The 23,437-nt window shown below is 57.0% G+C and carries 17 protein-coding genes; 9 read left to right on the top strand and 8 right to left on the bottom strand.

The features are described 5' to 3' along the window. Positions 1-85 precede the first annotated feature (85 nt). The gene (locus tag DPQ25_RS04055; RefSeq protein ID WP_112331861.1) at positions 86-1,720 is read left to right on the top strand and encodes a glycoside hydrolase family protein; all 1,635 of its coding nucleotides are present in this window, start codon (positions 86-88) and stop codon (positions 1,718-1,720) included. A gap of 523 nt (positions 1,721-2,243) precedes the next feature. Here DPQ25_RS04055 and DPQ25_RS04045 read toward each other — a convergent pair. The 4 genes from DPQ25_RS04045 to DPQ25_RS04030 form a co-directional block, all read right to left on the bottom strand. Continuing rightward, positions 2,244-2,675 (bottom strand): ACT domain-containing protein, encoded by a 432-nt coding sequence (locus tag DPQ25_RS04045; protein WP_112331859.1) that lies wholly within the window; start codon positions 2,673-2,675, stop codon positions 2,244-2,246. A gap of 53 nt (positions 2,676-2,728) precedes the next feature. After that, complete coding sequence (locus tag DPQ25_RS04040) at positions 2,729-3,328, bottom strand: indolepyruvate oxidoreductase subunit beta (RefSeq protein WP_112331858.1); 600 nt, start codon at positions 3,326-3,328, stop codon at positions 2,729-2,731. Then, the gene (gene iorA, locus DPQ25_RS04035) at positions 3,325-5,067 is read right to left on the bottom strand and encodes an indolepyruvate ferredoxin oxidoreductase subunit alpha (RefSeq protein WP_112331857.1); all 1,743 of its coding nucleotides are present in this window, start codon (positions 5,065-5,067) and stop codon (positions 3,325-3,327) included. The genes DPQ25_RS04040 and iorA overlap by 4 nt, the downstream gene beginning before the upstream one ends. A gap of 104 nt (positions 5,068-5,171) precedes the next feature. Continuing rightward, positions 5,172-6,485 (bottom strand): phenylacetate--CoA ligase family protein, encoded by a 1,314-nt coding sequence (locus DPQ25_RS04030; protein WP_242978213.1) that lies wholly within the window; start codon positions 6,483-6,485, stop codon positions 5,172-5,174. Between the two features lie 398 nt (positions 6,486-6,883). Here DPQ25_RS04030 and DPQ25_RS04020 point away from each other — a divergent pair, with 398 nt between their 5' ends. The 4 genes from DPQ25_RS04020 (at position 6,884) to DPQ25_RS04000 (ending at position 12,921) form a co-directional block, all read left to right on the top strand. Further along, on the top strand, positions 6,884-8,515 hold the full coding sequence (locus DPQ25_RS04020; protein ID WP_112331855.1) for a peptide ABC transporter substrate-binding protein: 1,632 nt from the start codon (positions 6,884-6,886) through the stop codon (positions 8,513-8,515). A gap of 422 nt (positions 8,516-8,937) precedes the next feature. Then, on the top strand, positions 8,938-10,194 hold the full coding sequence (locus DPQ25_RS04010) for a Gfo/Idh/MocA family protein (RefSeq protein WP_112331853.1): 1,257 nt from the start codon (positions 8,938-8,940) through the stop codon (positions 10,192-10,194). A 164-nt stretch (positions 10,195-10,358) separates the two neighbouring features. Beyond that, complete coding sequence (locus tag DPQ25_RS04005; protein ID WP_112331852.1) at positions 10,359-11,942, top strand: ADP-ribosylglycohydrolase family protein; 1,584 nt, start codon at positions 10,359-10,361, stop codon at positions 11,940-11,942. A 457-nt stretch (positions 11,943-12,399) separates the two neighbouring features. Then, the gene (locus tag DPQ25_RS04000) at positions 12,400-12,921 is read left to right on the top strand and encodes a hypothetical protein (RefSeq protein ID WP_112331851.1); all 522 of its coding nucleotides are present in this window, start codon (positions 12,400-12,402) and stop codon (positions 12,919-12,921) included. A gap of 148 nt (positions 12,922-13,069) precedes the next feature. Here the strand turns inward: DPQ25_RS04000 and DPQ25_RS03995 are convergent, their stop codons facing one another. The 4 genes from DPQ25_RS03995 to lexA form a co-directional block, all read right to left on the bottom strand. Continuing rightward, the gene (locus DPQ25_RS03995; RefSeq protein ID WP_177576827.1) at positions 13,070-14,020 is read right to left on the bottom strand and encodes a helix-turn-helix transcriptional regulator; all 951 of its coding nucleotides are present in this window, start codon (positions 14,018-14,020) and stop codon (positions 13,070-13,072) included. A 15-nt stretch (positions 14,021-14,035) separates the two neighbouring features. Beyond that, positions 14,036-14,878, bottom strand: a complete 843-nt coding sequence (locus tag DPQ25_RS03990; RefSeq protein WP_112331849.1) for a Gfo/Idh/MocA family oxidoreductase — start codon at positions 14,876-14,878, stop codon at positions 14,036-14,038. Positions 14,879-14,896: 18 nt separating this feature from the next. Continuing rightward, positions 14,897-15,949 carry a Gfo/Idh/MocA family protein gene (locus DPQ25_RS03985; RefSeq protein ID WP_112331848.1) on the bottom strand — a complete coding sequence of 351 codons (1,053 nt, stop codon included), beginning with the start codon at positions 15,947-15,949 and terminating at the stop codon, positions 14,897-14,899. A 365-nt stretch (positions 15,950-16,314) separates the two neighbouring features. Next, on the bottom strand, positions 16,315-16,896 hold the full coding sequence (gene lexA, locus DPQ25_RS03980) for a transcriptional repressor LexA (protein ID WP_242978212.1): 582 nt from the start codon (positions 16,894-16,896) through the stop codon (positions 16,315-16,317). A gap of 600 nt (positions 16,897-17,496) precedes the next feature. Between lexA and DPQ25_RS03975 the strand changes: the two genes are divergently transcribed. The 4 genes from DPQ25_RS03975 (at position 17,497) to DPQ25_RS03960 (ending at position 23,362) form a co-directional block, all read left to right on the top strand. After that, on the top strand, positions 17,497-18,750 hold the full coding sequence (locus DPQ25_RS03975) for an MFS transporter (protein WP_112331846.1): 1,254 nt from the start codon (positions 17,497-17,499) through the stop codon (positions 18,748-18,750). Positions 18,751-18,780: 30 nt separating this feature from the next. Then, entirely contained in the window at positions 18,781-19,266 is a 486-nt protein-coding gene (locus DPQ25_RS03970) for a prolyl-tRNA synthetase associated domain-containing protein (RefSeq protein WP_242978211.1), read from the top strand. A gap of 643 nt (positions 19,267-19,909) precedes the next feature. Further along, entirely contained in the window at positions 19,910-21,508 is a 1,599-nt protein-coding gene (locus tag DPQ25_RS03965) for an amidohydrolase (protein ID WP_112331845.1), read from the top strand. 81 nt (positions 21,509-21,589) lie between these two features. Then, a complete protein-coding gene (locus tag DPQ25_RS03960; RefSeq protein ID WP_112331844.1) occupies positions 21,590-23,362 on the top strand; it encodes a DEAD/DEAH box helicase in 1,773 nt (590 codons plus the stop codon). The last annotated feature ends 75 nt before the right edge of the window (positions 23,363-23,437 follow it).

Genomic DNA, 23,437 nt, shown 5'->3' with positions numbered 1-23,437 from the left:
GCCCGGCACGGCACATGGGGTCTATTATTATTTGTAAAATGAAAAGCTCAGGCTGAAAATAGCCTGATGGGAGGAGTGGTCGATTATGAAGGCGTTGGCTTTTGAGCAGGTAGTTCCCAAGGGGGACCTGGCTTACCGCATGGTGAAGAATTACGCGCGGCTGGAGGGCAAGGAGTACCGTCCGGAGCAGATTTTTGATATTGATAAAAACGGCTGGCCGGGGGACTGGGAGGGCAGAACCATTCTGGCCCTGACCCTTTTGGCGCGGTCCACGGGCCGCACGCCCGCTTACCTGGACGCGATTTTGGAAAAGCTGGAGAGTGAATTTAACGAGAGGGGCTACCTAAAGGACATTCTGCCCGCGGGTATGGCAAATGAACAGCAGCTTTCGGGGCACAACTGGCTGCTGCGCGGCCTGCTGGAGCTGTACCTCTGGCGCGGGGACGCAAAAATCCGGCGATGGGCACAGGCTATTGTCGAAAACTTGTACCTGCCGGTCAAGGGTTTATATGCCGCTTACCCGCTGGACCCGGACTGCCGCTCCTTCGACGGCGCGCCCGCCGGCTTTATTGCGGGGAAATCTGTCAACGGCTGGTACCTTTCCACGGATATCGGCTGCGCATATATGTGCCTGGACGCGCTGAGCCAATATTATGAGATATTCCGGGATGAACGGGTGGCGGAGCTGCTCGACGAGATGATCCGCAATTTTGAGCAGATTGATTTTCTAGGAGCGTCCATGCAGACCCATGCCTCGCTGTCCGCCACGCGCGGGATTCTGCGCTATTATCAGGTGACCGGGCGCAAGGAGCTGCTCGGCTTTGCCGTACGCTTCTTTAAGCTTTACGTGGAAAAGGGCATGACGGAAAACTATGCCAACGACAATTGGTTCGGCCGTCCCGCCTGGACGGAGCCCTGCGCTATTGTGGACTCATTTTTGCTGGCTTCCGGCCTGTTTCAGGAGACGGGCGTCTATGCTTACGCCCAAGCGGCCAACCGTATTTATGCCAATGGGATGGGCTACGCGCAGCGCAGCAACGGCGGCTTTGGCTGTGACGAATGCATTGGTTCAGAGACCGCCGGCGTGTTTCTTTCCACGCTTGAAAATATTTACGAGGCGTTTTGGTGTTGCAGTATGCGCGGCGCAGAGGGGCTTGCCAATGCGGCCCGGCTTTCCGTGCTTACGGATGCGGACTGTGTGGCCTTTGCCGCCTATTATGATGGTTCCTATTCGTTAGATGGCTTTGCGTTCGATGAGAAAACATCGCTCCCCTACAGCGGCAGTGTGCGCCTGGACATCCGTCGGTGTGACGGGCCGCGTGAACTCCTGTTTTATGTGCCGGAGCACGCGGAAAAAATAGTTTTACAGAAGAATGGAACCGAGGCCAGCGGTATGCTGAAGGATGGCTTTTACCATGTGACGGTTTCAGAGCCCTGCCGCTTGGCGCTCTATTTTGAGCTCGTTTTGGAGAGAAAAGCAGCGCGGCACTGCATTACCCCCGGCGTAACCTATTGGCACGGCGACCTGCTGCTCGGCCTTAAGACGGAGAAAGCGGTCAAGCTGCTGGAGGCTCCCCGCAGATCCGATGCACCGGCGCGCTATACGGTGGGCTTTGCCGCCGGGCAGAGCGCGGCGCAGGCAGTGCTGGAGCCTGTTAACGACAGCATTGAGCGTGACCGGGAGGATATGCTGGCGCGGAAAATCCAGGTACTGTTTTAACAGGACAAACGGAATATGATAAAAGGGGACCTATCAATAAACTATGGATAAAAGAGCTGTTAGAAATAACATTTTTGTTATGGGCTGGTTTTATTATTAGCTTTGATAACTTGTTTGGGCGCGCCGCCCAATTGGGTTGAGCAGGCGCCCTTGTCGGATTCTACCTATTATTTATACTTTGGGCAGGCAATGGAAAAGGGCCTGGTTATGTATGCCGATATATTTGACCATAAAGGGCCGTTGCTATTTGTTATTAATTATATTGGAATATTAATAAGCGAATCCTATGGCGTATGGCTCATGGGGTTTGCATTTATGGCCGTATACTATTGGTTTGCATTTAAAACAGCCAGCTTAGTAATTGATAGCAAATTGGCGGTTGTTGTAAACGCATTCAACCGGTATGAGTAACCGATCTTTCACAGCATAATAAGGCGGACCAATCAATTTTTAGATTGGTCCGCCTTATTTATTTTAAGCGGCTGGGCTAAAAGCCTTTTTAAAACACTTTTAAAAAGGACCTTTACATGTTGTATACCTCTTTATCAGAAAGAATGGAGATGCCGTGCTGTGCCAGGACCTGAGCCGCATGGTCGTCGTCGTCCACACGAAGGATAATAGAAGCTTTTCCATGCTCCTTGCTGACAAAGGCGTACATATATTCCACTGTAATGCGGTTGTCCGCGAGCAGGCGCATGGCCCGGGAAAATTCACCGACGGCATCATCGATGCCAATGGCGATGACGCTGGTAATTGAAACGGTGAAGCCCGCGGCGCGCAGCACCTCGGCGGCCTTTTCAGGCTGGTTGACAATTACGCGGAGAATCCCAAAGTCACTGGTATCCGCAATAGAAATCGCACGGATATCGACCGCGGCGGCCGAGATGGTTTCCGTAATTTCCGCCATTCGTCCGGGCTTATTTTCTACAAAAACAGAAATCTGCTGAATATGCATAGCGTTTCCTCCCTCCCAATTTAAACGGCAGCGGTGAAGCGAAAAACGGCGCCTTATTCGGTGTCCACAGCGCCATAGCCGAGCGCAAAGGCCTTCAGGTTCATGTCGATGAATTTCACCGGGACGGTGCTGCGGACAGTCTCCTCCCAATCCTCGCGGGGGAGGCTGAGACGGCGGGCCATCGCGCCGATGAGCACCATATTGACCGCTTTGATGGAGCCCGCTTGTTCCGCAAGCCGAAGCGCATCAAGCGCCATAACATGAACGCCCTGAGCTTTGATTTTATCGAGGATATGCTCGGGGTAAACAGCCGAGCCGGTGATGACGGGCATGGGGTCGATCTGCTGGGAATTGACAATCACGGTCCCGCCTTCTTTCAGGTAGGGCAGGAAGCGTGCCGCCTCCAGCGCCTCAAAGGCCAGCACAACGTCGGCCTCCCCGGGCTCTATAATCGGGGAATATACCTGGCTGCCAGCGGTTTCGCCGTAGCGGACATAGGTAACGACCGAGCCGCCGCGCTGGCTCATGCCGTGTACCTCAGAGACCTTTACATCCACGCCGCGGCGCAGCATGGCGCTGCCCAGCACCCGGCTGGCAAGCAGCGTGCCCTGGCCGCCGACGCCCACGATGATCACACTTTTTACCTGATTCATTCTTTTACCTCCTGTGCGCAGATGGCGGATTTCGGGCAAAGGTCGGTGCAGACACCGCAGCCGACACACTGCGTCTGGTCAATAGCAGCCCTGCCGCCGCGCATGCTGATGGCCGGGCAGCCGATGCCCATGCACGCCTTGCAGCCGATGCAGCGCTCAGTATCGACACGGAGCGGGGGCTTGGCCTTGACATATTTGAGCAGCGCGCAGGGACGGCGGCTGATGATAACGGACGGGCCGTCCGCAGCCAGCTCCTCCTTGAGCGCTTGGTCGACGGATTTCAGGTCATAGGGGTCGCATACGCGCACCCGCTGAATGCCTACGGCGTGGCACAGGGCCTCCAGGTCTACCGCACTGGTTGGGTCCCCCTTGATGGTGTAGCCGGTGGTCGGGTTCTGCTGATGCCCGGTCATGCCGGTGATGGAGTTATCCAGCACGATGACGACGGAGTTGCTCCGGTTGTAGGCAATGTCGATCAGGCCCGTGATGCCGGAGTGGATGAAGGTGGAATCTCCGATGACCGCCACGCTTTTGTGCTCGGCCTCGGGCCCGCGGGCCTTGTTGTAGCCGTGCAGCGCGGAAACCGAGGCGCCCATGCAGACGCAGGTGTCCATTGCGCTCAGCGGCGCGGAGGCACCCAGCGTGTAGCAGCCGATGTCGCCGCTGACATAGACCTTGTGCTTCTTCAGCTCATAAAACAGGCCGCGGTGCGGGCAGCCGCAGCACATCACCGGCGGGCGGACGGGAATCGCCTCTGCAACCGCCTTGCTCTGCGGCAGGCCACGGCCCAGGCATTTTGCAATAACCGCCTGTGAAAATTCACCGCAGCGGGGGAAAGTGTCCTTTCCGTGTACATCGAGGCCAATCTTTTTACAATGGGTCTCAATAATATCGTCGAGCTCCTCAATGACATAGACGGTTTCCACCCGGCTTGCGAAGTCGCGCAGAAGCGCGTCCGGCAGCGGGTTGACCATGCCGAGCTTTAAGTAGGAGACCGAGTCGCCCAGTACCTCATGGGCATATTGGTAAACGACGCCTGCTGTGATGATGCCGATCTTGGCGTGGTTGTCCTCAAGAGTATTGATGCCCGAGGCCTCCGACCATTCGCGCAGCTTTTCGGTGCGGGCTTCAACAGCATGGTGCTTGGGCTTGGCAAAGGCGGGCAGCATAACGTTTTTAGCCGGGTTTTTCTCATAGGGCTTGAGGTCCAGCGCCGCGCGCTCGCCGAGCTCAACAATGCTGCGGCTGTGAGAGACGCGTGTGGTCAAGCGCAGAATAACGGGGGTGTCGAATTGTTCGGAAAGCTCATAGGCGAGCTTGGCGTACTGCTTGCACTCGGCGGAATCCGCCGGTTCCAGCATAGGGAGCTTTGCCGCAATGGCATAATTGCGGGAGTCCTGTTCGTTCTGGGAGGAATGCAGGCCCGGGTCGTCTGCCACGCCCAAAACCATGCCGCCGTTTACGCCGATATAACTCATGGTAAAGAGCGGGTCGGCTGCCACATTGAGACCGACATGCTTCATGGCGCAGAAGGAACGCGCGCCGCCGAAGGATGCGCCGGCGGCAACCTCTGCCGCCACCTTTTCGTTGGGCGCCCATTCGCAGAAAATTTCATCGTATTGAGAGGCCGCCTCCGTAATCTCCGTGCTTGGTGTTCCGGGGTAGCTGGAAACCACCCGCACACCGGCCTCATACAGCCCTCGCGCAACGGCTTCGTTGCCAAGCAGCAATTCTTTCATTCTAATACCGCCTTTCCGCACCGGTACAGCTTCCCGCCTTGTTTTTGGGGCGTAAAGCCCGCGCCGGCGCCGATTCGTTTTTATAGTCGATTAGAGCCTGTCGCTTATTTTTCCTCGGGTTCGTTGCGCAGGTCAAGCACCCGCTTGGCTTTGCCCTGGAAACGCTCCAGGCTTTTGGGCTCCGCGAGGGTGACCCTGGTGTCCAGGCCAAGCACGCTCTTGAGCCGGTCGTGAATCTTGCGCTGCAGGGTTTCCAGCGCGCCGTAGGATTCCAGCAGGTCCGCGTTGAGCAGCTCCACCTTTACCTCCAGGTTATCCAGGAAATTCCTGCGCCGCACCACGAGCTGGTAGTGCGGGCCGACGCCCTCCATGCCGACCAGCGCGCTTTCAATTTGGCTGGGGAAGACGTTGACGCCCTTGATGATGAGCATGTCGTCGGTGCGGCCCATGACCTTCTGCATGCGCGCATGGGTGCGGCCGCAGGCGCATGGCTCATAGGTGATGCTGGTAATGTCCTTGGTGCGGTAGCGCAGCACCGGCATGCCGTAGCGGGAAAGGGTGGTGACAACGAGCTCGCCCGGCTCGCCGGGCCCCTTCTGCTCCATGGTGTCTTTGTCGATAATTTCCGGCAGAAAATGGTCCTCGGCAAAGTGCAGCCCCTGACGCAGCTCGCACTCCCCGGCCACACCGGGGCCGGTCAGCTCCGTCATGCCGTAGTTGTCGGTGACGAAGATATTGAGGCTGCGTTCAATTTGTGTGCGCATGGAATTGGTGCAGCCCTCGGAGCCGAGCAGGCCCAGGCGCAGCTTGTAGGCGCTCATGGGAAAACCGGATTCCCGCACCATTTCGCCCAGGTAAAGGGCGTAGGAGGGGGTTGCCACCAGGCCGGTTACGCCGAAATCGCGGAACATCATCAGCTGCTTATTGGTGTTGCCTGAAGAGGCGGGAATGACCGTTGCGCCGATTTTTTCCAGGCCATAATGCAGGCCCAGCGCGCCGGTGAACAGGCCGTAGCCAAAGGAAATTTGAAAAATATCATCCTCCGTAGCCCCGCCTGCCACGGCAACGCGGGCGACCAGGTCGCTCCAGACGTCGAGGTCCTCCTGCGTATAAGCGCCGACGGTCGGCTTGCCCGTTGTGCCGGAGGAGGCGTGAATGCGCACGATTTTTTTCATGGGAACAGCCAGCAGGCCGAAGGGATAGTTGTCGCGGATGTCGTCCTTCGTGGTACAGGGTATGTATTGAATGTCGGACAGGGTTTTGATTTTGCCGCCCGACGTAATGCCCGCCTGGCCCAGGCGCTCATGGTAGAAGGGAACGTTGTTGTAGCAGTAATCCACCATCCAGCGCAGCTTGCGCAGCTGCAGGTCCTCAATATCCTTTCGGGACATGGTTTCAATTTCTTTTTGATAGAACAATTTTGCACCCCCAAGATAAAACAGAACGTCCCCGGGCAAATTCCGCGGACGCGCTGCTTAAATAAGCTACGAAACTTCTTTTTATTCTACCGCATTTTACCCCTTATTGCAAGCCGTTTCGGCGGCTTTTTATCGGTTTCGCATAAAGAAAAACAGCGGGAATTTATGGGTAATATGGATATTTCCGGAGCAGAAAGCAGCAGCTCTAAAAACAACGGCTTGTCTGCTCTTCCCATGGGTATGCGCGGCGCGTGGGCTTTATGACAAGCTTACGAAATCATGACAATTGTGTAAGCTTCGTTGCAATGTGCAAAAAAGCATGCTACTATAAAATAGTATTTATTGGAAAGAATAATGGACCAGATAGGTTGAATTTCAGGTAAGGGGGATATGGTTCGGTGGCAAAACGGCTGGCGGTTGTTTTTTTAGCAGTGTTGTTTTTTGTTTTTTCCACAGGCTGCGGCAAGAAGGGCGCCTCTGAAAAAGAGGGAAAAACATTCGTTTATCAGTTGACAAGCAACCCGTCCACCCTGGACCCGCAAATTGCCAGCGGTGAGGCTGCCGCAACGGTTATTACGGCGTTGTTTGAGGGGCTGGCCCGCCAATCCGAGGACGGTAGCGCGGTGCCCGGCGCGGCGGAGAGCTGGACGAACAACGCGGATTATACAGAGTTTACCTTTACCCTGCGCGAGGGGCTGGTGTGGTCCGACGGGGAAACCCCGGTGACTGCCGCGGATTTTGTGTTTGCCTTCCGCCGTGCCCTGGACCCCGCAACGGGATCGCCTACCTATTCTCCCATGCTCTGCATTCAAAACGCAAGGGAGGTCCATGCGGGGGAGCTTGCTCCGGAGGAGCTGGGCGTGACCGCCGTGGATGAGCGGACATTGGCGGTAAGGCTGGCCTATCCGGTGGAAAATTTCCCGGCGCTGACGGCGCTGCCGGTGTTTATGCCCTGTAACGAAAAATTTTTTACTGAAACCGCCGGGCGCTATGGGCTTGAGCGCAGCACGCTGCTGGGAAACGGTCCCTTTGTCATCGACGGCAAATACGGCTGGGACGCGGGAAAATATATCAATGTCAAGGGCTCGTCCTCTTATCGGGGCGAAGCGGGGGCATGGCCCTCCAATATAAAATTTTATATCGGCAGCCAGGATATCGACACCTCCAACCCGCTCCAGGCGCTTCTGGACGGAACAGTCGATGTAATCCGCCTGCCGTCCGAGCAGGTCGAGGCCGCGGAGCAGGCCGGGTGCGGCGTAATTGCCTTTGAAGACACCACCTGGGGGCTTTGCTTTAACGTCAACTCGGAGGTTGGCCGCAGCGCCAGCCTGCGCAGGGCAATGCTGCAATGCCTGGACCGCGCAGCCCTGCTGCAATACCTGCCGCAGGGCGCTTCCGCTGCCGGCGGGGTGGTGCCGCCCTCTTCCACGCTGGATGGAGAACCTTACCGGGAGAGCGCCGGTTCGCTCAGCTTTCCGGAGGCGCAGGATACCGGCGCGCTGCTGGCCCAGGCGCTGCAGGAGCTCGGCCTGGAGGAGGCGCCTTCGGTGAAAATCCTTTATCCGAAGGATGCACAGCTGGATTTGATGGTCAATGAAATTTTAAAGACCTGGAACAGTACCTTCCACACCTATTATAATATGGAGGCGCTGCCGGAGGATGAGCTGCTTTCGAGGGTGGCCTCCGGGCAGTTCACGGTTGCGTTGTGCCGGATACAGCCGGAGACGGACGGCCCTTACGCGGCGCTTTCGCTTTTTGCCTCGGCTGGCAAGAATCCCGCCAATTTCGAGGGTTCAGATTTCCAGGCGCTGCTCGACAGCGCACTTTCGAGCGGCGCACTTTCGAGCGGCGCACAGGAACAGCACGCCGGAACGGAGCTTTACAAGCAGGCGGAACAGCTGCTGGTGGACCAGGGCGTTTTTTATCCGCTCTATTTCCAAAAGCACTACTATGGAACCGGCGAGCGTGTAGAGGGGCTGGTCATTCGTTCCTATGGGAACGGAATTGATTTTATACGGGCGGGAAAATAAACCGTATGCTTGGGGATATAGGGAATATCCGCGGTGTGAAACGTACGGCGTTCAAGAGCGCAATATTTAAGGTTACATTTATTAAGCCAGTTTCGGGCCGGAAGCCCGGGGCTGGCTTTTGCCATAACAGCCGGGCCGCAATGCAGGCCAAGGGCTCAGAAGGGCCTTGGCGAAATATTGGGAAATTTTATTTTCTTCCTTATTGAATTTGCCCTAGGCCTATGGTATGATGAGCCTGAAGAATAGGGGAAAGCGCTTTGCGCCGCCCTGTTCAACGGCTTTTTGCCCCGGCGCGGGACCTTCCCCCAAGGGCCCTGTGTTCAATATGCGGAAGGCCGGTTTTACCCGCTTCTTTTTTAGACCCAACAGAATCATCATGATAGTTCCCCTTTGATTTATGAATGTAAAGGGGCGTTTTTACCATGAGCAAAAAAATTAAAGTAGGCGTGTTCGGCGCTTTTCGCGGCATGACGATGATCAATGTGCTTTCACGTCATCCGGATGCGGAGCTGGTGGCAATCTGTGACAGGTACGAGCCGGCTTTGGAGCGCTGCAAAAAGGTGGAGGCGGAGACCAACGCGCACATCACCTATTACACGGATTTTGATGCGTTCTTTCAGCATGATATGGACGCGGTGGTCCTGGCAAACTATGCCAACGAGCACGCGCCCTACGCAATCCGCCTGCTCAATTCCGGCCGCCATGTTTGCAGCGAGGTTCTGCCCGTCGAAACCATGGCGCAGGCGGTGCAGCTTGTGGAGGCTGTGGAGAACAGCGGCAAAATTTATACTTACGCGGAAAATTATTGCTATTTCTCCGCTACGCAGGAGATGAAGCGCTTATACCACCAGGGGTTGATTGGCGAATTTATGCACGGCGAGGGCGAATATGTTCATGACTGCGAGTCCATCTGGCCGGGCATCACCTACGGGGACCCGGACCACTGGCGCAACCGGCTGTATTCATGCTATTATTGCACGCACAGCCTGGGGCCGATTATTACCATCACGGGCACACGTCCGGTACGTGTTGTCGGCTTTGAGACGCCCAATGTGGAAAATATGGCGGCGAAAGGCTTCCGCGGCGGTACTTCCGGCATGCTGGTGATGCAAATGAGCAACGGCGCCACCGTTAAAAGCCTGAACGGCTACCTGAAACGTGAGCCCGGTTCTATCTGGTACTCTATCTACGGAAAAAAGGGCATGATGGAGTCCGACCGTTGGCATGAGGGCGTGGACCGGATTCATGTGTTCCAGGAGGGCAACAGCCTGACGGACACCGAATACAGCTACCAGCCGAAGTCCCGCGTGGACAGCGAGCTGAGCCGCATGATTCGCACCCATGGCGGCGGCGATTTTTACACCATGCATTATTTCCTGGAGAAAATTCTGGGCCGCCCGGAGGGTGAGGAGTGCATCGACGTGTACCAGGCGCTGGATATGGGCATGCCCGGCATACTGGGTTATAAATCCATCTGCAATGGCAACACGCCCTACGAGGTGCCGGATTTCCGTGACAAGGCCGCGCGCGAGCAGTACCGCAACGATACCCGCTGCACCAACCCCGCAATTGCCGGCAGCCAGCTGGCCCCCTTCTGCTCTTTCGGCTCCCCGGATATTCCGGCCTCCGTCTATGAACAGGTACGCCGGGAGTGGCTCCAGGAGGAAAGTGAAAAATAACCCCGGCAAGGGCTTCTGAAAGAGGCGGCTGAAGGCGCCGCCGGTGCAGAACCCATAGCTTGAACGGGGGGAGCCTGCGCTCCGCCCGATGAGTTGCCGCCCCGGATGAAGCTGCCGGGGCGGTATAAATAATAGGATCACCCTGTTTTTAGGAGGAGATTGAAATGGAACTGAATTTATCGACGTACCGTGACAAGGTTATGGGCTGTTGGGCCGGCAAAAATGTCGGCGGCGTTTTAGGTGCGCCCTTTGAAGGGATCCGCCAGGTTGTGGACATTGATTTTTATGTACAGGACCTATCCAAGGGGGCCCCGGCAAATGACGACCTCGACCTGCAAATCGCCTGGCTGGCAGCGGTGGAGCGTTATGGCCGCCAGGTTAACGCCTCTATCTTGGGCGACTACTGGCTGTCGTACATTATTCCCAACTGGGTGGAGTATGGAACCGGCAAGGCCAACCTGCGCGCGGGATTGGTTCCGCCGATGGCGGGCTATGTGGACAACACTTACAAGGATTCCTGCGGCTGCTTTATCCGCTCGGAAATCTGGGCCTGCCTGGCTCCGGGCCACCCGGAGATCGCCGCAAAATACGCGTATGAGGATGCCATTGTCGACCATGCGGGCGAGGGTATGCTGGGTGAAATTTTCTTCGCCGCAGTAGAGAGCGCCGCCTTTGTGGAGAGCGACCCGAGAAAGCTGATTGATATCGGCCTGTCCTATATCCCGCAGGAGAGCAAGGTCGCGGGCTGTATCCGCCTGGCGGTGGAGTGCTATGACCAGGGGGTGTCCATGCAGGAGGCCAGAAAGCGCATTCACAATTATGCGCCGGGTACCTTCGGCGTGCAGTCGGCAAAGGTCTCCGACGTTGACACCTCAGAGCTGGAGTTGGGTGCGCCCGGCTTTGACGCGCCGGAGAATATTGGTTTTACCATTGCCGGCTGGATGTACGGCGAGGGTGATTTCGGCAAGAGCCTGTGCCTGGCGGTGTCCTGCGGTGAAGACACCGACTGCACCAGCGCTACCCTGGGCGCGGTGATGGGAATTATCTCCGGCGCCTCCGGGCTGCCTGAAAAATGGACGAAGCCGCTCAACGACCAGATCGTAACCATGTGCATCGACAAGACCTCCGCGGGCATCTGGGTGCCCCAGACAGCTACACAGCTTGCCGAGCGGATCCTCAGGGTGACGCCGGGCTTCCTGGGTGCGGATCTCTGCGATGCCGCGAACGAAAACGGCTATGTCATCCACTGCGATGCGGGCGACGCGCTCTACTGCTGCAAGGCGGACGACTATCTGCCGATGATGAACGGAAACGGAAAGGACAACGCACTGTCGGTCAGCCAGCTGAGCGGCCTCTCCCCGTTTGTAATCCGTGCGGATTTCCCGGCCTTTTGGTCCATGCTGGATCTGGGTAATGACTGCTACTTTACCCACGGCAAAACCAGAAAGCTCAAGGTAACGGTTTATAATGACAAGAGCATGCGGGAGCAGCAGTGGGTACGCATAACGCTGTACACGCCGCAGGGCGTCGAGGTGGTCGGAGCCCGCAGCTACCTGCTGCCGCTGAATAACCTGTGGCAATATAAGGCGGAGGCTGTCTTTGAGGTGGATGCCGATTACTTTACCGGATCTAAGCTGGAGCTCCTGGTCGATATTTCCCTGGAGGGACGCCATTCCACCGGCGCCATGAAAGCGGTGCTGATGCGCAGGCCGTGCGCCGCCGGCACAGGCTGCGCGTGCGGGGATTGACCGTTTAAAAATTTAACTTTGCCGGGTTCATATGAATATAGATTGTCAATGGGCACCCCCTTTTGACAACGGTAGAATACTGCTTTCGGGCCGCAGGCTCGGGCTGCCGGCCCGCTGGCCGTACCCGGATATTGCCGCCGCGCGCCCGGCCTGGTTTTTTACCCCGGCATATTCATAATTTCAGGCTTGCCCTTGTGGATTTAGACCCACAGGCAAGCCTGTTTTTTACAGTGTGTTGTTAACGGCATCAACTTTTCCGGCGGCCTCCTTTAGCAAGGATGAATTTTTGTTCCTGCTGACAACGAAATAATAAAAGAATTATCATTTACAATTTGTGATAAGACTGTTAGTATAAAAGCGATAAAGGGGAAAGCGGTGATACCCATGTACTGAGGGTTTTAAGCGCGGCATAATCTACAGGACGGCTTATTAAAAGTCATGAAAAAGGGGGATGCGCATGAAAAAGCTAGGGTTCAGGCTGGCGGCGCTTGTGCTGCTGCTCTCCATTGTAATGGTGCAGACGGGCTGTTCCAGAAACCTGCTGGAGACCGTCCGCTCCTGGGTGAGGGTGGGCGATGTGGAGTGTATGGTGAGCTCGCCGCGGTATTACGCATCCGGTGAGCTTTCGCCCGAAGCGCCGCTGAATATTCAGGTTGAAATCCGCTATGTGGGGCTGGGGGAACCTTCAGAGGTTGAGGTTATTCGCGGCGGCAGCTATTATTTGCCGACCCTGTATGCCGGGGAGGAGGATACCCCGGTTATCTCCAGTTCCCTGTCCTCCATCGCGGTGCAGGACACCCTGCGCCGGGACCAGCCATATACAGACGTCTGGACGGCCGGCAAGGAATATGAAAAGCTGGGCGGGTTTGCCCCCGGTGATTACAGGACGCGGATTTTCTGGGATTTTACCTACACGGATGCGTCCAGCATCAATCGCAATGTCAGCTTTTCCTCTGAAATTTGTTTTACTGTTTTGTAGGGCTTTCGGGTTCTTTGAGCGGCCGGGTGTTTGCCAAAATAACGGAAGAGGCGGCGGTGGCACAGAATCCGGCGCCTCAATAAAAATCAGCAGGGCCCCGCCATTTTTGGCGGGGCCCTGCTGATTGTAGTTTGTACGGGGCAGGGCGCTAACGCTGGCCCTGTTTGATAAAGGCCGAGGGCGGGACGCCCGCATAGCTGCGAAAGGCTCTGCTAAACGCGGAGGCGCTGGCATATTGCAGCAGCTCGGCGGTTTTTGCAATCGAAAGATGATCCCTGAGCAGTAGCTCCTTGGCACGCTCCATTTTTTGCTGGGTAAGGTACTCCTCCAGGGTTCTGTTCATCCTGCTTTTAAACAGATGGGAAAGATAGGTGCGGTTATACCCCAGCGTCCGGGAGAGCTGCTGAACATTTTGAATCTCCAGCAGGTGACGGTCAATGTAGCGGATGGCGGCGTAAACCGCCTTGCCCACGGCAACGCCCTCCGCCAGTCCGGCGGGCGGGCTATCGCCGCACGGCGGTGCGGCGCTCGAAGGTGCGGCGCTCGAAAGTGCGCCGCTCAACGCACGGTAGGAGAGCAGTAGAATTTGCAGCAAATAAGCCTGCGCCATCAGCAGATGCGCCGGCTCCATCAGGTAGAACTCCTCCAGCCCCTTGCGGAAGGGCTGAAAAATCTCCTGGCAGCCGGCGGCGTGAAGGCAGCCGGAACGCTGATAAAAAAGCCGCAGTGGGAGAAGGTCTTCCTCCAAGGGCGTTTCCAACGGTGCAAGCTCAAAGCCGAGGTAGGCAAAGCGGATGGCCTCGCCGCAGTCCGCGCTGATTGCGTGGGTATGCCCGGCGGGGTTAAAGATTAGCTCCCCCTCCTTTACAGGGATGGCCTGCGCATTGTCTATAAAGTGCCCGCCGCCTGAAACGACATAGCTGATTTCCTGGCACCACTGCCGGTGGGCGGCGATCTCATAGCCCGCTTCGCAGGAGAGCTCGCCGAATTGATACAGGCTGATCGGTCCGAGTTGTCTGGGCGCGGCGGTGTAGTGGCGTTCAAATTGAAAGTTCTTTCCGGGGTCCGTGGGCAAACCGCTTGTTTCAGCGGCCTTCAACGCCTCCTTCATCCGTCAGCGGGGAACGCCGGCCCATAGGCCCGGCGCGGCGGCGGCTTGAAGGCCAGCCTCGCGGATGGCGATAACCGCCAGGGTCTGCTCATGGGGGACGGGAATTTCACCGGTGCGGAAAAACTCGACCATATGCCCGATAAAGGCCTGGAAATAGTCCGACTTAACTTCTGCCAAATAGGTCCGGCCCGCACCGTGCATCTGCATGACAAAGGGCGAACCGCACGGAAAACAGGTGATGGAGGCGCGCCGCCCGCCGGTAAATTCAATCAACAGGCTGGGCACCTCCTCGGTGCCGGTATAGAGTACGCGCTGGGCCTGTGTACCCATCAGGGCGACGATGGGCTCAATCTGGTGGATGGAGTAGGTCTCAAGGCTGTTTGGGCCCCAGCTGCCAATATAGGAAAGCTCGCCGCCGGGAATTTGGCGGTACTCCTCCGCATAGCGCAGCGCGGAGGTAGAGTAGCAGGGCGTACTCGATTGTTCGGCCATTTGGAAAATCCGTTTTGCGGCGGCCAGGGTTTCGGCAAAGGTTTTGTCGATATAGACCGGCTTGCCCGAGGCGAGCGGCAGGCGGGACAGGCACTCATGCTGCTCGGCGTTATCCGGGGAGAGTACGACCAGCGCATCGCTTTTTTCAACAACCTCTTCTATGCTGCCGCACAGGGAAATGCCCATGTCCTCCGCCCAGCGGCGGTTACTCTTTCCGCCGGGGTGGGGACTGTCCACAGCGCCCCAGGCATATTTTACACAGTACTCGCCGCCGCTGCTCTGGTTAATCCAGGCGGGGTAATGGTCCGCATGCCATTCATGCAGAAAATAATCAATAAATCCAACCGTTTTCATGGTTAGGCTCCTCCGCCGTCAGGCCAATGAAATTTCCCGGTGCTGCCCGGCGGAATCATAGAGCGCCTGCATCATGCGCGCGGTAATAACCGCGGTATCTATATGGGAGGCAAGCTTCTCGCCGGTTTGGACACTGCGGACAAAGGCATCGATCTCCGTCTGAAAGTGGTTGGCGGCCTTCTGCTTCAGGTGGGTTTCCGTCAATGCGCCGTCCTTGGTGCCGTACAGGGTGAAGTCGCTGCCGTATTGCAGGCGGATGCCCGCCTTGTCGCCGATGAAATCGATAAACATCTCGTTTTCCCCGATGTTCTGGGCCCAGGCGCCGTTGAGCGTAATGACGGGACCGCTGGTGCGGATGAAGCCCGCGACGGAATCCTCCACGTCATAGGTGCCGCTGTAGTCCGGCGGGCCTGCCCACATGTCGGTGTAGACGTAGCCGCGCATGTCACGGCCCAGCCTGCAGAAGGTTTCCCCGCTGACCGTCAGGGGCGCGGGGTCGCCGCAGCAGTACATGACAATGTCCAGAAAATGGACGCCCCAGTCGATGAGCGCACCGCCGCCGGCGATGGCCTTGGTGGTGAAGGGGCCGCCAAGGCCGGGAATGGAGCGGTGGGAGCGAAAGCTGACGTACACATGGTAGATTTCACCCAGCTCGCCGCTGTCAATGAGCTTTTTCATTAGGTTGACATGGTCGTTAAAGCGGTTGACAACACCGATGTTCAGAATTTTTCCGGTTTCATGCTGGGCTTTCTGCATCTCCAGGGCCTCGCTGTAGGTGCGGGCCGCCGGCTTCTCGCAGAGGACGTTTTTGCCCGCGCGCAGGCAGTCAATAGAGATGGAAGCATGCACATTGTTGGGGGTGCAGACGGAGACTGCCTCGACCTCCCGGTCGGCAAGGATCTCGCGGTAATCCGTAACCGCCTTGCCGCAATGATATTTTTCTACTGCGGCAAGGGCTCGCTCGGGGATAATGTCGCAGAAGTAGGCGATTTCTGCATCCGGGTTGCTGACATAAGCGGGGATGTGGGCGGCGTTTGCAAGGCTGCCGCAGCCGATAACTGCTACCTTCATTTCATCAAGTCCTTTCAAAATTTACGGGTTCTCGGTTTGTATTGTGAGTCGCGGGTGATTCCGGGTCAAAATGGCCTGCATGCGCCAGCGGCCCGTAAGTACGGCCCGTGAGCCGTCAGCCGCCATTGCCAAGGAGCGGAGCCCTTGGCAATATGTATAGCTCCATTATAAGAGGAAACAGGCGGCTGTCAATGCGTTTTTGTGTGGAGTTATAATCCTTTTTGTTTGGGGTGGAAGGAAAGCACGGCTGGAACCACCGCGTGTAGCTCCGCTAAAAAGCGCTCCGGCGGCTTGTTTTTAGAAACAGGCCGCCGGAGCGCTTATACAATTTTATTCGATTCTTAACAAGGCGGCGTGGGAAGCGCTCAATAATAGCGCAGTACCGCGGCAACCCGGCCGAGTACGGAGACCTCCGTGGCATAAATCGGTTGGTAGTCAGGATTTTCCGGTTGCAGACGGATACAGCCCTTGTCGCGGAAGAAGGTCTTTACGGTGGCCTCGTCGTCGATCATAGCAACTATGATCTCACCGTCACGGGCCAGCGTTGTCTTTTGGGCAATGACGATATCGCCGTTTAAAATTCCGGCCAGCTTCATACTGTCTCCGCGTACATTCAGGGCAAAGTATTCATAGCCATCGTTGCGCGGCGGGCAGTAGGGCACATAGCTTTCCACGTTTTCAACCGCCAGAATCGGCTGCCCGGCGGCAACCCGCCCGACTACGGGCACCTGAATGGTAGTTTGCTCGCCGGCGATATGAATGGCGCGGTTCAGGCCCGCATCCCGCACAATGTAGCCCTCGCGCTCCAGCGTCTTTAAATGGGCGTGCACGCTGGAGGTGGATTTTAAGCCGGTGGCGCGGCAGATTTCACGCACCGTGGGAGGAAGGCCGCTTTGAGCGCGGTTTCTTAAATAATCATAGACTTTTTGCTGACTGGCTGTCAACATGGTACACTTCATCCTTTCCCTTGCCTGAATCATCTATTCGGTGAGCATACCGTTTTGCGGCATGCAAAAAATCAGCGCTTTACAGGAGATCGTCCATCCGCCTGTTTACAAGACGGGGCGGCTGGGCGATTATACGCAGTGTATTGTTGGCGCATGTTTATAATTATTTATTATAGCATAATATTGCAAAAAGTCAAACGTTCGTTCTTTATAATCTGCGAAAATTTAGAAAAACCGTACAGATACGGCGGAAAGATTTAAAAGAATATTCATAGCATCTTAACAACTGGCTATGAGAAAAATATATAATAAAATTGTAATCAAGATATTGGAGCCGCACCAATTCTTGACTACATGTTCTACCCTCCTCAATATTACCCTCAAGCTAAATGAAGAGAGGCCGGATGTTATTTCCGGCCTCTCTTCTGTGTTTTCAGCAGGCTTGACGGAGCGGGGCCCGCAATTGCCCGCCGGCATGGCGGGACCTGCCCGGATAATTCTTTTTCACGTCTTGACTTTTGTTTCTTGTCATGGTACTTTAACGGATGTTGAGCGGTAAGCCCGCCCTTCGATTCAGCATGAGGTTGGGAGAGAACAGCAGTGGAGAATCAAGCCGGAAAATACACCTATAAGCATACGGTGCATGCCTGCTATACGGGCTACATCACCCAGGCGATCATCAATAACTTGACGCCGCTTTTATTCACAATTTTTCAGACAGAGTTCGGAATTACATTTGAAGAGGTTGGGCGGCTGATCCTGATTAACTTTGGCGTACAGATCTGTGCGGACGTCTTCTCTGTGCGCTATGTGGACAAAATCGGATACCGGCGCTCGGCAATGGCTGCGCATATTCTCTGTGTGGCAGGGCTGGCCTGTCTGGCGGTACTGCCGCATATATTGCCGCCCTATGCCGGGCTTGTCACCGCGGTTGTAATTTATGCCCTGGGCGGCGGGCTGCTGGAGGTTCTGGTCAGCCCAATCGTGGACTCCCTGCCCGGCGACTCCAAAGCAGGCGCCATGAGCTTGCTGCATTCCTTTTACTGCTGGGGCCAGGTTGCCGTGGTGCTGCTCACCACCCTGTTCGTCAAGCTTGCAGGCAGCCAGCTTTGGCCGGCGCTGCCCCTGCTGTGGGCACTGGTGCCCTTTTATAATATCTTCCGCTTTGCCAAGGTGCCGCTGGTTCCGCCGCTTGAGGAAGAGAAGCTGATGACGGTCAGGGAGCTAGTCAAAAATAAAATTTTTATCGCGGCGTTGCTCCTCATGCTCAGCGCCGGGGCATCGGAGCTGATTATGTCTCAGTGGTCCTCTCTTTTTGCAGAAAAAGGGCTAGGGGTTTCGAAGATGCTCGGCGACCTGCTCGGCCCCTGCCTATTCGCGGTGTTTATGGGAATTGGGCGCACAGTGTATGGCTTTTGGGGCGAAAAATTAAATTTAAAGCGTGTGCTGGCGGTTTGCGGCGCCCTGTGCGTGGCATGTTACCTGGTGACGGTGTTTTCGCCGTGGCCGATTTTCTCGCTGCTCGGCTGCGCGCTGACGGGGCTTTCCGTAAGCTTGATGTGGCCCGGCGTGTTCAGCCTGTCCTCGCGCACGTTTCCGCGCGGCGGTACCGCGATGTTCGGCATGCTGGCAATCTTCGGCGACCTGGGCGGCTCGCTGGGGCCGTGGCTGTCCGGCGTGGTGTCCGATGTTTCCCAAAAGCTGCCGGTTGTCTCACAGTGGGCGGCTTCCACAGGGGAGGCGCTTTCCCAAGCGGGGCTGAAAAGCGGTATTTTAGCGGGCACGCTGTTCCCGCTGTTGCTGCTGGTAGGCTTGGCCATGTTCCGCGTGCGCAGGGAAAAACAATCGCTGTAGCCGTTTGTTAAAGCGAAAGGAGGCCCGCATGTGAGCCGTGAAAAGGTGGAGGTCCGGCTGCGTGAGCTGGGGATTGTCTATCAAATCAGTGAGCACGCCGCCGTTTTTACCATGGAAGAGATGGATTTGCTTTCTTTTGATGGACAGGGCGAAGTATGTAAAAATCTGTTTTTACGGGATGCAAAGGGTACCCGCCATTTTTTGGTGGTGCTGCAAAAGGATAAACGCGCCGATCTGAAGCGCCTGCGGGGGATTTTGGGAACGACGGCGCTCAGTTTTGCCTCGGAAGAGCGGCTGGCCCGGTACCTGGCACTCACTAAGGGCGCGGTGACGCCGTTGGCAGTGGTAAATGACCCCGAAAGGGCCGTGGAGGTGCTGATTGACGAGGATTTAGCCGGTTGCCCTTGCCTGGGTGTCCACCCCGGCGTCAATACCGCGACCGCGTGGCTTTCCTGCGGCGATCTGGTGCGCTATATCGAGGCGGACGGGCACCCGGTGCGGTTTATAAAAATATGAGGATTACCGGCATATTGGTGGATTCCGCTTGTTGAAAGCGGGGGAGTGTGCTATAATGGCTACAAACCTTCGGTTTGTAGCTGCATAACATCCTTTCGGTGCGCAGCCCCTCCCGCGCGCAGCGCGGCGGACGTTATGCGAATGAGCGTGTGTTTTTGAGCTTATATCATGGCAGGCTGCCGGTTCGAGGCTGGAAAGCATCCTTTCGGTGCGTGGCCCCTCCCGCGCGCAGCGCGGCGGATGTTATGCGAATGAGCGTGTGTTTTTGAGCTTATATCATGGCAGGCTGCCGGTTCGTGGTCGGAAAGCATCCTTTCGGGGCGCGGCGGATGTTTTGTGTATCGGGCGCGGAAAAGCTTTCCGGCGGGGACCCATTTTACCGGAAAACGCCGGACCAACCGCTCAAGCAAAAAATTGAAACGGGTCTTGGCTGTTGCTCGCGCGGTGGGCTGCGTTATAGTAGAAAAACGTGTGCCGTACAGCGTTTGAAGCTGGCCGCAGGCGTTGCGTTGCCTCCTTTAAGGCCTGCTTTGTCTGTCCCGTGCGGCCCGGCTTACTGATTAAAAGGGCTGCGCGTTGGAAAAGCTATAGAGGCTGATTCAAAACTTCTGCTTGGACAGGCAAGAGAAAGGGCGGTTTGCTAATGGGGAATGAAACGCTTTACTACAACGGTACGGTTCTTACAATGGAGGAGCCTCTGTATGCCGGGGCTCTTTTAGTGCGTGATGGAAGGATTGCCGCGGTAGGCTCGGAACGGGAGCTGTCGGCTCTGTGCCCGGAGGCCGGGCGCGTGGATTTAAAGGGAAGAACTCTTTTGCCCGCGTTTATCGACGCTCACAGCCACCTTACGGCCTATGCGAGCACCCTGCGTTTGCTGCCGCTGCAGCATGTCTCCGGTTTTACGGATCTGGAAAAGCAGCTGAAAGACTATTGTGTGCGCGAGAAGCTTCGGCCCGGCGAATGGGTGATTGGTTTTGGCTATGATCACAATTCATTTGATGAAAAGCGCCATCCGGATAAGCGGATCCTGGACCGGGCCTGCCCCCGGAATCCAGTTTTAATTTCTCATGCCTCCGGGCATATGGGCGTAATGAATACCCTGGCGCTGAAGGAGCTGGGCGTAACGGCGGCTACCCCGGACCCCGACGGGGGTGTCATCGGCCGCATGGAGGGCTCCCGCGAGCCCAGCGGCTATGCAGAGGAGACGGCATTTATCCGGCTTTCTGCGCAGATGCCCCAGCCATCGCTGGATGAGCTGTGCAAGGGCCTGGAAAAAGCACAGCAGGCATATCTGAGCTACGGCATCACCACGGTCCAAGACGGGCTTACAAAGCCCGGCGAGTGGGCGCTTCTCAGCGAGCTGGCGCGGCGGGACCGGTTTCAGGTGGACACCGTCAGCTACGTGGACGAGCGTGGGCATCCGGCTTTGCTGGAGGAAAACCGCATGTATGTGGGGCAATACCGGAACCATTTGAAAATCGGCGGGTATAAAATTTTTCTGGACGGTTCCCCACAGGGGCGGACGGCGTGGATGAGCGCTCCCTATGAGCAGGCGGCAGACGGCTACCGCGGCTATCCGGTCTGCCAGGACGGCGAGGTGGAGCAGCTGGTACGGCAGGCCTGCCGCGAGGGGGTACAGCTTTTGGCCCATTGTAATGGCGATGCGGCGGCGGAGCAATATCTCAGGGCCTGCGAACGGGTTCGCGGGGAATATCCTGCTTTACCGGATATTCGCCCGGTCATGATTCACGCTCAGCTTTTGCGGCGGGATCAGCTGCCGAGGCTGCGCCGTCTTTCGATGCTGCCTTCGTTTTTTGTGGCGCATGTCTATTACTGGGGCGACGTACATCTTGAAAATTTTGGCAGAGAACGGGCGGGCTATATCAGCCCGGCTGCGAGCGCGCTGCGGGCGGGTGTGCGTTTTACGTTTCACCAGGATACGCCGGTGCTGCCGCCGGATATGCTGACCACCCTATGGTGCGCCGTACAGCGCAAAACGAAGGGCGGCCGGCAGCTGGCGGAAAGCGAATGCCTCACCCCGCTGCAGGCGCTGCGCGCGGTGACAATCAACGGTGCATACCAGTATTTTGAAGAGAAGGAAAAGGGTTCCCTGAGGCCGGGGAAAAAGGCGGACCTGGTTATTTTGGACCGGAACCCGCTGACAGTGCCCAAAGATGAGCTGCGCGCCATTCAGGTGACGGAGACCATCAAGGAGGGTGTAAGCGTTTACCGCGCGGGTTGACCGGTAAGGGGCCGGCCTGCGGCGCGCCGCTTTTCATGCGGAGAGACGGCGAAAGGTAATTATGATGAAAAGGATTTTTGTATGACTTTTAAAGAACTTCATATCATTGAGCCAATTTTAAGAGCGCTCAAGGCGGAGGGCTATGCGGAGCCCACGCCAATTCAGGAGCAGGCTGTTCCGTCCGTTTTGACAGGGCGTGACCTGCTGGCCTGCGCCCAAACGGGCACCGGCAAAACGGCGGCGTTTGCCGTGCCGGTTTTACAGCGTTTAAATGCGGAAAATCAGCAGAGGCCAGCGCAGCCCGACGGCGGCAAGGCGCGGAAGATTCGGGCCCTGGTTTTGACGCCGACGCGCGAGCTGGCGCTACAGATTTTCGACAGCTTTCGAGCCTACGGGCGTTTTTTGCGGCTGCGCTGCTGTGTGGTCTTCGGCGGCGTCAACCAGAATAACCAGGTACAGGCGCTCAAGCGGGGTGTGGACATCCTGGTGGCGACGCCCGGGCGGCTGAACGACCTGATCGGGCAGGGGTTTATCCAGCTGGATCAGGTGGAGATTTTTGTCTTGGATGAGGCGGACCGCATGCTTGACATGGGCTTTATCAACGATGTCAAAAAAGTAATTGCCCAGATACCGCAGGAAAAGCAGACGCTGCTCTTTTCCGCGACGATTCCGCCGGAGATTCAGGAAATTGCCGACCGCGTGCTGCGTACAGACAAGGCCGTGATTGAGGTTACGCCCTCAGCGACAACGGTTGAGGCCATCAGCCAGCAGGTGTGCTACGTCGACCGCCCCAATAAGCCGAAGCTGCTGGTTCATCTGCTGAAGAATATGGATATTCCTTCGGCACTGGTGTTTACCCGCACAAAGCACGGCGCCGACCGTGTGGCCCGCCAACTGCAAAAGGCGGACATCCCGGCGCATTCCATCCATGGCGATAAGTCGCAGGGGGCGCGTCAGGCGGCGCTGGAGGCGTTTAAGAAGGGAAATGTCCGTGTGCTGGTGGCGACGGATATTGCGGCGCGCGGCATCGATATTGAGGACCTCACGCATGTATTCAATTTTGATATTCCCGAGGTGCCCGAGACCTATGTGCACCGCATCGGGCGCACAGGGCGCGCCGGCCAGGCGGGAACGGCAATTTCCTTCTGTGAAATCAACGAGGCCGCCGACCTGAAGGCGATTGAAAAGACCATTGGAAAGACGATTCCGGTTTTGACGGATCACCCTTATCCCATGCAGGAGACGGAGGCGGTGCCGAAGGCGGAGCTTCAGCGCCAGCGCCGTGAGCGTGCCGCCGCATATGCGGAGCAGGCCCGTGAGGCGAAGCAGAAAAGGGCGGGAAAATCTAAGCAGAAAGCGGAAAGCGCGGCGACGAAGGCCGCTGCCGGGGCAGAGAAGCCGGCGGCCGCACAGCAGCCGAAGCGCCAGGCTTCTCCGGCGGCTCCCGGGGCCCAAACGCCGAAAGCGCAGCAGGAGAAAAACAGGCAGCTTCAGGCCGGAAAAAAAGATGGGGATCCGTCCGCAAACCCGCGCCGGCAGGGAAAACAGCAGGCCCCGGCACAGGACCGGCCCGGCGCGCAGGCTCAGAAGAGCCGCAAGGGCCAGCCAGCAGCCGCCCGAAAAGAGAGCAGGCCGGGCCAGCCCGGTTCCGGCGAGCGGGCCGCTCAGTCCCGGCGCCGCGCGCCCAGGCCGAAGCCCTATGAGTACAGGGACAACTCCCGCATGAAGGATGATATTGTGACCTATGCGCAGGACTGGGGTTCCGCGTCGCTGGGCAGCCTGCGCCAGGACGGGCGGAAAAAACCGGAAGACCAGCCCCTGAGTGGGAATTTTATCGGAAAAATTAATAAATAGGGGCTCGCAATGGTTGCATAACGATCGTTGGTGAAGGGCCTGCTTTCAGCCCGGCCTTTCCGGGCTGATTTTTAT

Origin of the sequence: Hydrogeniiclostridium mannosilyticum (assembly GCF_003268275.1) — a bacterium.
GTDB lineage: Bacteria > Bacillota > Clostridia > Oscillospirales > Acutalibacteraceae > Hydrogeniiclostridium > Hydrogeniiclostridium mannosilyticum.
Note: the sequence above shows the minus strand (reverse complement) of the source record. Positions and strands in the feature narration are given on the sequence as shown.